We start from the raw sequence: 12,776 nt of genomic DNA on the forward strand, positions 1-12,776 counted from the left end.
CTCGGCTGGCCAGCTCAAAGAGTATTCTTGAAAATCCGACCGTCTTTGATGACGACCTTCAGATTTTGCTGCGGATCCTCCATCAGCTTCAAATCGTCGAGCGGATTGCCATCCCAGACCAGGATATCGGCAAACGCGTCTTTTTGAATAACGCCCAAGGTGCCCGCATAAGGCGTGCGCAAATTGGAAAGTGCCAGAAGACTTGCGTTGTCCGAGGTCGCCATGCGTAGCGCCTCCGCATTGGTGTACCAATTGCCCAAATGGGTGAGCATGAAATTCTGACGGGATGTCAGCGCGGGAGAGAACAGAACATCCGAACCCCAGGCGGTCTTGACGCCATACTTTTTGAGATATCCGTAAATCTTGGGCGTCCCGGCAAAAAGCTGCATGGCACGTTCGGCCCCTACTCCGGTCAGCGGGCCGGTATCTTCCATCGACAGGAACGGTTGAGTGCTGAGCCAGACATTCTTGTCGGCAAACATCCTTGCCGTATCCTCGTCCATCAAATGAGCGTGTTCGACGCAGGCCGCACCTCCGGCGATGGCGCGCTGGACCGTATGCGAGGCGTAAGCGTGAACGGCCACGTAGGTGTTCCAGTCCTGTGCCACATCAACGCCGGCGCGAATTTCGTCCTCGCTGAAGGTCGTCATATCAAGCGGGCTGCGCGGAGACGAAACACCTCCTCCCCCGACAAGCTTGATCTGCGATGCGCCCTGGAGAAGTTGCTCGCGTATCCGGCGCTTCAACTCGCCGACATCGTCGACGATCGCGGCGCTTCCCATCATTTCGCTCAGGCTGAGTTGTCCCTCCCTCGCGGGAATTTCAAACGGCATTCTGAGGTCGGCGTGACCGCCTGATGTCGTGATCATCGCCCCGGAGGGAAAAATGCGAGGGCCGGGAATGATCCCGGTATCGATTGCCTGTTTGAAGGTAAAGACCGGACCGCCCAGATCGCGGACGGTGGTGAAGCCCCGCATCAACGTGCGCTCGGCTTCCGCCGTGGATGCCGCAAAAATGATGCCGGGATCACCGGACATCAGAACTTGCAATGGAACCGCGGCATATATCGTGTGCCAATGCGCATCGATCATGCCCGGCATCAACATGCGATCGCCGCAATCGATGATCGTCACGTCCCCTGGCGGAGGGTTGTTTGCCTTGTCTACGGCAACGATCTTGTTTTCTTCAACCAGAACCTGTGCACCCGTCTGCAACGAGTCGGATTTGCCGTCGAACAGCTTGATCTGTCTCAACAAAATCTTGGAGGGTGGCTTCGCCGCCTGCGCGTTGCCCACCCCCGGCACGATGCCGGCGGCCGCAATGGATCCGATGCCCGCAAGAAAATTTCGTCGCGAGTAATCGCTAAGGTACTGGGATCGTCGCTGAAGAAGAGGATTGCTGCAGCCGCAGCCTGCGTTGTGGATGAGGTGTTGGTACTTCGAACCCAATCGCAACATGGCATTCGCTCCGAAAACGCCGTGATTGAACGTATCACTTCGCATCAGCTAAATCTACTGCAGATTGCTTATCTCACTATTCGGCGCTGCCTCGTTCGGATGCCGGGAGTGTCATTGCGGTAAGGCGGCTAAGGGTCTAGGGTTCGTTTGCAGCACGAGCCGAAGCCCAGCCGAAAGAGGCGTGCATGTCGACAGCAGTTGCCATACTCGGCGGCGTCGGGCTGTTTCTGCTCGGCATGACCGTCATGACGGACAGCCTGAAGGTACTGGCAGGATCCGCCCTGCGCACGGTCCTCGGCAAGGCAGCGGCGACCCCGCTCTCGGGAGCCTTCTGGGGCGCCATCGTCACGCTGCTCGTGCAATCGTCGAGCGCGGTGACGATGACGACGATCGGGCTTGTCAGCGCCGGGCTTCTAACCTTTCCGCAAGGGCTCGGCCTCGTATTCGGCGCCAATGTCGGCACGACGGGCACGGGCTGGCTCGTCGCTTTGATCGGCGTGCGCGTCTCGCTTTCGACCTATGCACTGCCGCTGATCTTCGTCGGCGCTTTGGTCAAGCTGCTTGGGGGCGGACGGATTGCGGCGGCAGGCGGCGCTCTCGCCGGCTTCGCGCTCGTGCTCTACGGGCTAACGTCCCTCCAGCAGGGCATGGGAGGCCTAGCCGAAAGCCTGCATCCATCCGATCTGCCCGCGGTGATCGGCACAGAGGGGATTGGATGGGTCACGGGTTCGGTCGGTCTTCTGACCCTCGTCGCCGTCGGCCTTGCGATGACGGCTGTCATGCAGTCCTCGACGGCAGCGATCGCCGTCACCATTTCGGCTTTCTACGCTGGGGCAGTGAACCTCGAACAGGGCGCCGCACTGATCATCGGCCAGAATATCGGAACGGCAACAAGCTCCGCCTTGGCGGCCATCGGCGCCGGGACGACGGCCAAGCGGCTTGCGCTGGCCTATGTGCTATTCAAGCTTATAGCGGCATTGATCGCCATCATCGCCTTTCCGTTCACAGCGGCATTGATGAAAGCACTTCTCGGTTCAATCGACGGAATGACGCTCCTTGCCGCCTACCATACGGCCTATAACGTTGTGGGAGTCGCGGTGCTCCTTCCGGCAACGCAATGGTTCGCCCGTGCCGTGGAGCGGCTCCTCCCCTCCAAACAGACACCGCTTCAGCGCGCACTTGATCCGAGCGCGCTCGCCAGCGCCGTCGTCGCAATCGAGACCGCGCGGCGCGTGGTGGCGGACGTTCTCGCGACGACCAGCGCCGCGGTTTCCGCAGCGCTTTCGGGTGGTGCCGCGCCGACCGCGCAAAACGCTGCGACATCCGCCGCTACGCTGGAGGAAGTGCGGGATTTCCTGTCTGAACTGAAGGAGCCGCCCGAGACGGAGACCGAACGGCTTCGCATGACGAGTACGCTGCACGCGCTCGATCACGTCTCGCGCCTCGTGGAAGTCGTGGCCGAAAAGGAACTCCCAGGGCAACCTGCCGAGACCACGCCCGATCCTGGCGCTGCCGAGATTTGCACACGAGCCATGCGCGCCGCAAAGATGGTCGGCAGCTCGATCACTTCAGAGTGCGCCTTCAGCGCGCAGGCAGCACCCATCGGCTGGAACGTCTCGCCTGAGGTCGCCGCCGCGCTTGCGGAGGTGAAGGCCGCAGCGTCGGAACTCGACGCACTGCGGCGGGTCCATCGTGCCACGACGCTGGCTTCCGTCGCGCCCGGAAAACTGACCGTCACCGACGCTTTTGCGCGGATCGACGACGCCCGGCAACTCGACCGGATTGCGCATCATGCCTGGCGCTCGGCAGCGCATCTCCTTGGCCGTGGCCCCCAGGACGGTCCGGGCTCGTGACTTGACCAAAAGATGCTCTGGGCGCGCCGGATCAATCGCCGAGGAGCTGGCGGTCGTCGCCGTCGCGGTTGCGCACCAGTTCCTCCTTGATGCTGCGCAGCGACTTGAACGCCCTGTTGCGATCGGCATAGGCGACCATGTTGGCGAGGATGTCGATTGCGGCAAGATAGGCGTAACGGGTCGAGGTCGGGCGGAAGATGTTCTTGCCCTCTGGCATCTCGATTGCAATCACCAGATCCGCCGCTGTCGCCACCGGTGAACCGTTCTGCGTCATCACGATCGTCGGGATAGCGCGCTGCCGCAAAAGCTCCAGGCAATGGACGAGGCCCATATCCCGGCCGGTGTAGGAGGAACCGAAGATCACTGTGCCCGGCTGCGCCGCGGCCGAGATCATGAGGTTCATATTGTGGTCGTTGGATGCATTGATATGGCAGCCGAGGCGGAACAGGCGGTTGTGCAACTCGTTGACGATCATCGCCGAATTGCCGCTGGCGCCGAAGGCCTGGATGAAATCGGCTGCCCTGAGCATCTGCGCCGCCTTTTCGATGACCGCCAGATCAAGCTGGCGATGCACTTCAAAGAGAGCGTTCTGCGCCTTGGAGATGATATCGTGGGCGACCTCCTCGGCAGTCGCCGTCGGTGCCTCAGGCTTCAGGTAGCGCAAGCCGATATAGGCCATCTTGGCAAGCTGAACCTTGAAGTCGGAATAGCCCTGGCAGCCCAGCCGCCGGCAGAAGCGGGTAACGGTCGGCGGGGAAACTCCCGCTCGCTCGGCCAGCTCTATGATCGACGAGTTGACGACGAAATCCACATTTTCCAACGCGAATTGCGCAAGCTTGGCTTCGAGGCTCGAAAGCCTGCCGCCTTCGTCGGAAAGGGCGTGAAACAGATCCATTCGGTCTTCCCCTCACATTGCCTGAGCCAGAAAAATGCATCTACCAATGAAAATGAATTTCACTGGATCGTATTTTGATAGCATAATGCGGACAAGCATCAACGAAACTAGCCGTCCCCGCGAAAATAAAAGCAATTCCCCTCTGTGCCCGAGTTCCTGCGAAGGCGCATTCTCCCTTAATGAGGTTTCATCATGAATTATCCGTGGCCCGAAGCCGGAACGCCCCTCGACCAGGTCGCAACCCCGATGCCTGTCATCGACGAAAGCCGGCTTGCTGCCAATATTGCCCGCGTGCAGGCCTATTGCGACACCCATGGCAAGCGCTTCCGACCGCATATCAAGACCCACAAGATCGCGGCGATCGCGCGCCAGCAGTTGGAAGCCGGCGCGGTTGGTATCAACTGCCAGAAGGTGACCGAGGCGGAAGTTTTCGCCGATGCGGGCTTCGACGACATCCTGATCACCTACAACATTCTCGGTGCGGCGAAGCTCGCCCGGTTGAAGGCACTGAACGCTAGAGTGGCAAAGCTCGCCGTGGTGGCCGATAGCGACGTCACTGTTGCAGGGCTCGCCGCGACCTTTGGGGCCGACCGGCCGCTCACCGTGCTGGTCGAATGCGACACCGGGGGCAAGCGCTGCGGCGTGCAGACGCCGGAGGTGGCGGTAGCGCTTGCCGAGAAGATCGCGGCGGCACCCGGCCTGCGTTTCGGCGGCATCCTCACCTATCCGGCAATCGGCGGCGCGGAATCGGTCGAGCATTTCATGGCCCGCACGATGAGGCTCCTGGCGGACAAAGGTATAGATTGCCCGGTCCGCTCCAGCGGTGGTTCGCCGGATCTCTTTGCCGCGCATCTCGTGCCGTCTGCCACCGAACATCGCGCTGGCACCTATGTCTACAACGACCGCAGCATGGTTCGCGCCGGCCATTGCACGGCGGGTGACCTTGCCATGCACATCCTGGCAACAGTGGTGTCGCGCCCGGCCCCGGATCGCGCCGTTCTGGATTGCGGCTCGAAGGCCCTGACATCCGACCTGCTCGGCTTCACGGACTACGGCACGATCGACGGCTTCGAGAGCGCACGTATCGTGTCGCTCTCGGAGGAGCATGCCGTTGTCGATCTCAAGGATTGCATAAAGCCGTTCCCGGAGATCGGCGCGATGGTGAAGATCGTGCCGAACCATACCTGCGTCGTTACCAATCTTTTCGATCACATGGTGTTCCACCGTGATGGGATCGTCACGCGGGTCGAGAAAGTCGATGCGCGCGGAACGGTCTGGTAAGCGACCGTCCTGAAAATTTTTGTCGCATCGAGTTAGCGGATAATGGCCGCAGCAGGGCGGCTTTCTTGGCATCATGAAAATCGGGCGCCTCGGAGGGGCGCCCTTTTTCATGTCGAGCGGCCGCCCGTCGCCTTCAGACGCGCAGCTTGCCGCGCCGGAAGGTTTTGATTCCAAAATGCAAAGCGGCGCCCGATGTCGTCGGCGAAGCTTTTCGTTGTATTGCTTCGACGTGAAAATTTGCCCTCATTTTCGCAATTTAGAAAATAAATTACATACTTTGGCGCAAAATCTGAAAATACGTTGACTTTTGCGCGATTTTACGCATTATGAAGAAAATAAATTACACCGAAACGGTGAATGGGTGAACTGAGGGAAACGGGAAATCAGATTTCTTAAGAGCGACGCGGCAGCCGTAAGAACGGTGATGTCCAAGAGGCGCTCCGGCAACCAAGAACGCAATTCAAGACAATAGCGGCGACAGCGATCGGCTCTGACCAGTTTGGCGGCCGCGAGAACTGACGCTTGCTCGGGTAACAGACATGCGCATTTTCACCGCCTCGCTGGCGACTGAGACAAACACTTTCTCACCCGTCCCGACGGATATGAATGCCTTCAAGGCGGCGTTTTATGCCGGGCCGGGCGAGCATCCGGATACGCCGACGCTCTGCTCTTCCGTCGTGCCGATCCTGCGCCGCCGCGGCAAGGCGGAAGGCTTTACCGTCATCGAGGGCACGTCCTGCTGGGCGGAGCCGGCCGGGCTGATCCAGCGCAAGACCTATGAGACTTTGCGCGACCAGATCCTTGCGGAGCTGAAAGCAGCCCTTCCGGTCGATGGTGTGGTGCTTGGTCTCCATGGCGCCATGGCGGCCCAGGGTTATGACGATCCGGAAGGCGATTTCCTCTCCCGCGCCCGCGAGATCGTCGGTCCGAAAGTGCTGATTGCCGCGGAATTCGACCCCCACAGCCACCTGACGGCACTGCGTGTCGCCAATCTCGACCTCATGGCGGCTTTCCTTGAATTCCCGCATACGGATTTCGAACAGCGCGGCGAGCATGTCGTGGAGCTGGCGCTGCAGGCGCTCAGGGGCAAGATCAAGCCGGTGATCTCCACCTTCGATTGCCGGATGATCACCATCTTCCCGACGAGCCGCGAGCCGATGCGGTCGTTCGTCGACCGCATGCAGGCAATGGAGGGCAAGGACGGCATCCTGTCTGCCTCCGTCATCCACGGCTTCATGGCCGGTGACCTGCCCGACATGGGCACCCGCATCGTCGTCGTGACCGACAACGACAGAGCCAAGGGCGACGCGCTGGCTGCTGCACTCGGCCGCGAACTCTACGGCCTTCGCAAGGAGACCGCGATGCCGATGTTCGATACCGAGGCCGGCCTCGACCGGGCCATGGCGATCCGCGCGGCGCATCCTGAAAAGCCGGTGACAATCGCCGATGTCTGGGACAATCCCGGCGGCGGCGTCGCGGGCGACGCGACCCACATCCTGCGCCGGATGATGGAGCGCGGCATGGACGATTTCGTCGTCGCAACCATCTGGGATCCCATCGCCGTTACCTTCTGCCATGCGGCCGGAGAAGGCGCGGAACTCAGCCTGCGTGTCGGCGGCAAGTCGAGCCCCGAGGGCGGCAATCCCCTCGACCTACGCGCCACGGTAGAGCGCGTTTTCGATGCCGGCTGGCAGAGTTTCCGCAACAGCCGTGTGACGCTCGGCAGCACCGCCGTCATCCGTCCGGTCGGCACCAATATCGATATCGTGCTGATCACCAGCCGCACCCAGACCTACGAGCCGGACATCTTCACCAATCAGGGTGTCGATTTCGCCGGCAAATCGTTCATGCTGGTCAAGTCGACCAACCATTTCCATGCGGGCTTTCAGCCGGTCTCGTCAGAAATCGTCTATATCGCCGCACCGACCTCCTATCCCACCAATCCCGCAACGACGCCCTATCGCAAGGCGAGCCTTGAGCTCTGGCCGCGCGTTGCCGATCCGCTGGGGCTGGACACCTGAATACCCGGCCGGACGGAAAGCCGGCCGAATTCATTGAACAAGATAGAAACGGAACTCCGTCAGCAACTGACAACAACAAGGGAACTGAGATGAAGAAGAGTATATTCGTTCTGATGACGCTGGCGGCACTTGCCGGCACCAGCAGCCTGGCTCTCGCCCAGGCAAGCGATGGTGTCCTCACCGTGGCAACGATCGGCGAGCCGCCGACCCTCGATGTCATGCAGACGCCGACCGATATCGTGCTGACCATCGATCAGCACATTTTCGAAACGCTCTACACCTATGACGCCCAGTGGAAGTCCGTGCCGCTGCTCGCTGCAGCCATGCCTACGATTTCCGCGGATGGCCTGACCTACCGCATTCCGCTGCGCGAAGGCGTCAAGTTCCATGACGGCAGCGATTTTGATGCCAAGGACGTGACCGCCTCGCTGAAGCGCTGGATGGCGATCAACTCCAAGGGCAAGCAGGTCGCAGACATCGTTGCGAGCATGACGGAAGACGGGGACCATGCGGTCATCATCAAGCTGAAGTCGCGCTATGCGCCGCTGCTCGCGACCCTCTCCCAGGCTTCGGTCATCATGCCGTCCGAAAAGGTCGCCGACACCCTGACCGAGTTCGTCGGCACCGGCCCTTATATGCTGAAGGAGCGCAAGCCCGACCAGTACACCCAACTTGTCCGCTTCGATGGCTACAAGTCGCCCGACGGCGCGCCGAACAATTACGCCGGCAAGCGCGAGGCGATCGCCAAGGAAATCCGTTTTGTTCCGGTTCCTGACGCCAATACCCGCGTCGAGGGCCTGATCTCCGGACAGTTCGATTATGCCGACTCGCTGCCGGTCAGCGCCTATGATCGCGTCGAAAAGAGCGGCAATGCCAAGCCCGTCATCTTCAAGGACGCCGGCTGGGCCTCGCTCAACATGAACATGAAGCAGGGCCTGCTGACCAACAAGGCTCTTCGCCAGGCCGTGCAGGCTGCTCTGAACCCGAACGACATGATGCTGGCCGCCTTCTCCGACGACCGCTTCTTCAGCGTCGACGCCTCGATCTTTCCGAAGGGCTCCTTCTGGCACACCGAAGCCGGCGTTGCGCGCTATGGCGAAGGCGATCCGGAAGCCGCTGCCAAGCTGCTGAAGGAAGGTGGCTACAACGGCCAGCCGCTGCGCCTCTTGACCAGCCGCCAGTACGAGTTCCACTACAAGATCGGTGAGGTCGCCAAGGCCTATCTCGAAGCCGCCGGCTTCAAGGTCGACATGCAGGTGGTGGACTGGGCGACACTGACCACCCGCCGCGCCGACCCGAAGGAATGGGACATCTTCATCACCCATTCCAACTTCCCGGGCGATCCGACCACGATCAACACGATCACCGACGCCTATCCGGGCTGGTACGTTTCGGATCAGAAGACCAAAGCCGTTGCCGCCTACATGAATGCGACGACCGACGATGCCGAGAAGACGGCCTGGGACGGCATCCAGACGGTCATCTACGACGACGCGCCGCTCTACAAGGTCGGCAACTTCAATGCAGTTTCGGGTCTTGCGAACGGCGTTTCCGGCTATGACCCCACCTACTGGCCGCATTTCTGGAACGTGACGCCAAAGAAGTAAGGGACTGACGATGGCACCGATCGCTGGGGCACTTTTAAAACGACTGGGGGGCATGGTCATCGTGCTCGCCCTTGTCGTGACGGTGGTTTTCGTCATCGTCCGAGTGACGCCCGGCGATCCTGCCGCCGTCATGCTGGGGTCGGATGCGACCCCGGCAGACATTGCGCAATTGCGCGCCAAGATGGGGCTCGATGCGCCGTTGATCGTCCAATATGGCCAGTTCGTGCTGGGCATACTTCGGGGCGATCTCGGCCAGTCGATTTTCCTCAACCAGCCGGTCACGCAGGCGCTCGCCTCGCGTGCCGAGCCTACTTTCTTCCTGACCCTGTTCTCGATCCTGATCGCGGTCGCTATCGCGCTGCCGGTCGGGATCCTGTCGGCCGTCAAGCGCGGCACTCTTTTCGACCAGGTGGTCGTGACGCTGACCATGGTCGCGGCAAGCGTGCCGAGCTTCTGGCTCGGCCTGATGCTGATCCAGATCTTCGCCGTCGGCCAGGGCTGGTTCCCGGCTTCCGGTTATGGCGGTCCCGAAACGCCGTTCCTGGAACGGCTGGACCATCTCGTTCTTCCGGCGGCCGCGCTCGGCATCGTCAATTCGGCGCTGATCACGCGCTTCACCCGAGCCGCGATGCTGGACGTCCTCGGCGATGACTATGTCCGCACGGCGCGCGCCAAGGGCGCGGGCGAAGGTCGCGTCATCCTCAAGCATGCGCTCAAGAATGCGCTGATCCCGATCATCACCGTCATCGGCCTTTCGGTCGCCATGCTGGTCGCCGGCGCAGTGGTGACGGAAACGGTTTTCGGCCTGCCCGGCGTGGGCAACCTCGTCGTGTCAGCCGTTCTGCGTCGTGACTATCCGGTCATCCAGGGCGCGCTGCTTGTCATTGCCGCCATCTACGTGCTCATCAATTTCGTCGTCGACATGCTCTATATTCTCGTTGATCCCAGGGTGCGCCTATGACCACCATGGCCTCCGTTTCCATGCCCTTCGCATCGAGCCTCCGGCGCCTGTTCGGCAATCGCGCAATCTTGTTTGGTGCGGTCATCCTGCTGATCGTCTTGCTTGCGGCAATCTTCGCGCCCTGGATCGCACCCTACGCGCCGAACAAGCTTTCGATCGTCAACAAGCTCAAGCCGCCGTCGATGCCCCATCTCTTCGGCACGGATGAGTTCGGTCGCGATATCTTCTCCCGCGCCATCTTCGCCGGACGGGTTTCGTTGCTCGTCAGCCTCGGCGTCGTGATCATCTCGTCCGTGCTCGGCGTGATCCTCGGCGTTGCCGCCGGCTTTTTCCGCAGCCTCGATGCGCCGATCTCGCGCCTGCTCGATGCGATGATGTCCTTCCCTGATATCCTGCTTGCGATTGCACTCGTCGCAGCGCTTGGGCCATCGGTTTCGACCGTCATTCTGGCGCTCGGCATCACCTATGCGCCTCGGCTTGCCCGCATCGTGCGCGGCTCGACGCTGGTGCTGCGCGAATTGCCCTACATCGAGGCGGCCATCGCCATGGGCCTGCCAACCTGGCAGATCCTGCTCCGCCACGTGCTGCTCAACCTTGCTTCGCCGATCCTCGTGCAGGCGACCTTCGTCTTCGCCTCGGCCATGCTGGCGGAAGCAAGCCTTTCCTTCCTCGGCGTCGGCGTTTCCACTGACATGCCGACCTGGGGCACGATGCTGGCCTCCGGCCGCGAATATATGGACAACGCCCCGTGGCTGATGGTGTTTCCGGGCCTCGCCATCGTGCTCTCGGTTCTCTCCCTGCAATTGCTGGGCGACGGCCTGCGCGATCTCGTCGATCCCCGCCTTGCCAAGGAAAGCTGACATGACCGATACAACGACCAATGTTCGGCCGGTGCTTTCGATCGAGAACCTGACGACCTCGTTCAAGACGCCGGAAGGCTGGAAGGCCGTCATCCGCAATATCAGCCTGCATGTCGATGCCGGCGAGACGGTCGCGATCGTCGGCGAGAGCGGCTCGGGCAAGAGCGTCACGGCGCTGTCGACCATGCGGCTCCTCCCGCCAGGCCGCTCGCGCTCGGAAGGCCGCATCCTGCTCGACGGCAAGGACCTGCTTCAGGCGACCGAAGCCGAGATGCGCTCGGTGCGCGGCGGCTCGATCGGGATGATCTTCCAGGAGCCGATGACATCGCTCAACCCGGTCTTCACCATCGGCAACCAGATTGCCGAGGCGCTGGTCCTGCACCGCGGAATGTCGTGGAAAGCAGCGGAAGCCGAGACGCTGAGGCTGATGGAACGGGTGCGCATCCCGGCCGCCAAAACCCGGCTTCACGAATATCCGCACAAATTCTCCGGCGGCATGCGCCAGCGCGTGATGATCGCCATGGCGCTCGCCTGTCGGCCGAAGCTTCTGATTGCCGACGAGCCGACGACGGCGCTTGATGTGACGATCCAGGCGGAAATTCTCCATCTGCTGCGCGAGTTGCAGAGGGAGGAGAATATGGGTGTGCTCTTCATCACCCACGATATGGGCGTGGTGGCAGAGATCGCCGACCGCACTGTCGTCATGTTCCGAGGCGACATGGTCGAGACCGGCCCGACGAACGAGATCTTTGCCGCGCCGAGGGCCATCTATACGAAATCGTTGCTCGCCTCGATCCCTCGCCTCGGCACCATGGGTGCCGCCGTCGCGCCTAAGCGTTTCCCGGAAGTCGATGCGTCAACCGGCAACGCTGCGGACGGCCGCGAAATGTCCACCGTTGCGCAGACTGTCGAGCCGATCCTTAAGGTCGACAATCTCGCTGTCCGTTTCGATCTGTCGAACGGCCGCGTCCATGCGGTTGAGGATGTGTCCTTCGATCTGCGGCCGGGCGAAACGCTGTCCCTGGTCGGCGAATCCGGCTGCGGCAAGTCCACGACGGGCCGCGCCATCATCCGTCTGATCACCCCGACGGCCGGTTCGATTGTCATCGACGGCCAGGACGTGACGAAGGCCGGCACGCGCGAGCTGCGCGGTATGCGCCGTACCTCGCAGATGATCTTCCAGGACCCGTTCGCCTCGCTCAACCCGCGCATCACCGTCGGCTCCGCCATCGCCGAGCCGATGCTTGCCCACGGACTGGCGGGCCGGCGCGAGGCAAAGGCGCGCGTCGCCGAACTGCTGGAACAGGTTGGTCTCTCGGCGGCGATGGCAAATCGCCATCCGCACGAATTCTCTGGCGGTCAGCGCCAGAGAATCTCGATCGCCCGCGCGCTGGCCCTCGATCCGAAGTTCATCATCGCCGACGAAGCCGTGTCGGCGCTCGACGTGTCGGTCAAGGCGCAGGTCTCCAACCTTTTGCTCGACCTGCAGGAAAAGCGCGGGCTCGCCTATCTCTTCATCTCCCACGACATGGCAGTGGTGGAGCGGATGAGCCATCGCGTCGCGGTGATGTTCCTCGGCGAGATCGTCGAGATAGGCCCGCGGGGGGCGATCTTCGACAATCCCCAGCATCCCTATACACGCCGACTGATTTCGGCCGTACCGATCCCGGATCCATCGCGCCGCGGCCAGACGCCACCGCCGCTTTCGGAAGAGATAAAGAGCCCTATCCGGCCATTCGACTATGTCGCCCCGAGGCGCACCTACCGTGAAGTCTCGTCTGGGCATTTCGTGCACGACATGCACTAGAACGCGTCAAACGCTCCTAGCCATTTTGAATAGA

The 12,776-nt window shown here is 61.6% G+C and carries 9 protein-coding genes; 7 read left to right on the top strand and 2 right to left on the bottom strand.

Features of this window, described 5'->3' with window-relative positions; genetic code table 11:
• Positions 1–14: 14 nt before the first annotated feature.
• The gene (locus EV561_RS14930; protein ID WP_132522764.1) at positions 15–1,457 is read right to left on the bottom strand and encodes an amidohydrolase family protein; all 1,443 of its coding nucleotides are present in this window, start codon (positions 1,455–1,457) and stop codon (positions 15–17) included.
• Between the two features lie 185 nt (positions 1,458–1,642).
• Here EV561_RS14930 and EV561_RS14935 point away from each other — a divergent pair, with 185 nt between their 5' ends.
• Complete coding sequence (locus EV561_RS14935; protein ID WP_132522766.1) at positions 1,643–3,310, top strand: Na/Pi symporter; 1,668 nt, start codon at positions 1,643–1,645, stop codon at positions 3,308–3,310.
• Positions 3,311–3,341: 31 nt separating this feature from the next.
• On the opposite strand, the gene EV561_RS14940 is transcribed toward EV561_RS14935, so the two are convergent.
• The gene (locus EV561_RS14940) at positions 3,342–4,205 is read right to left on the bottom strand and encodes a MurR/RpiR family transcriptional regulator (protein WP_132522768.1); all 864 of its coding nucleotides are present in this window, start codon (positions 4,203–4,205) and stop codon (positions 3,342–3,344) included.
• 192 nt (positions 4,206–4,397) lie between these two features.
• Between EV561_RS14940 and EV561_RS14945 the strand changes: the two genes are divergently transcribed.
• The 6 genes from EV561_RS14945 (at position 4,398) to EV561_RS14970 (ending at position 12,742) form a co-directional block, all read left to right on the top strand.
• Positions 4,398–5,486: a D-TA family PLP-dependent enzyme gene (locus tag EV561_RS14945; RefSeq protein WP_132522770.1), complete on the top strand. Its 1,089-nt coding sequence runs from the start codon at positions 4,398–4,400 to the stop codon at positions 5,484–5,486.
• A 539-nt stretch (positions 5,487–6,025) separates the two neighbouring features.
• Positions 6,026–7,507, top strand: coding sequence for a M81 family metallopeptidase (locus tag EV561_RS14950; RefSeq protein ID WP_132522772.1), 1,482 nt, complete (start codon positions 6,026–6,028; stop codon positions 7,505–7,507).
• 89 nt (positions 7,508–7,596) lie between these two features.
• Positions 7,597–9,114 carry an ABC transporter substrate-binding protein gene (locus EV561_RS14955; RefSeq protein WP_132522774.1) on the top strand — a complete coding sequence of 506 codons (1,518 nt, stop codon included), beginning with the start codon at positions 7,597–7,599 and terminating at the stop codon, positions 9,112–9,114.
• Between the two features lie 19 nt (positions 9,115–9,133).
• On the top strand, positions 9,134–10,075 hold the full coding sequence (locus tag EV561_RS14960; RefSeq protein ID WP_165927820.1) for an ABC transporter permease: 942 nt from the start codon (positions 9,134–9,136) through the stop codon (positions 10,073–10,075).
• Positions 10,072–10,935: an ABC transporter permease gene (locus EV561_RS14965; protein ID WP_132522778.1), complete on the top strand. Its 864-nt coding sequence runs from the start codon at positions 10,072–10,074 to the stop codon at positions 10,933–10,935. The genes EV561_RS14960 and EV561_RS14965 overlap by 4 nt, the downstream gene beginning before the upstream one ends.
• A gap of 1 nt (position 10,936) precedes the next feature.
• Positions 10,937–12,742: an ABC transporter ATP-binding protein gene (locus tag EV561_RS14970; RefSeq protein WP_132522780.1), complete on the top strand. Its 1,806-nt coding sequence runs from the start codon at positions 10,937–10,939 to the stop codon at positions 12,740–12,742.
• Positions 12,743–12,776 lie beyond the last annotated feature (34 nt).

This window comes from Rhizobium sp. BK376 (assembly GCF_004341625.1).
Classification (GTDB): domain Bacteria; phylum Pseudomonadota; class Alphaproteobacteria; order Rhizobiales; family Rhizobiaceae; genus Rhizobium.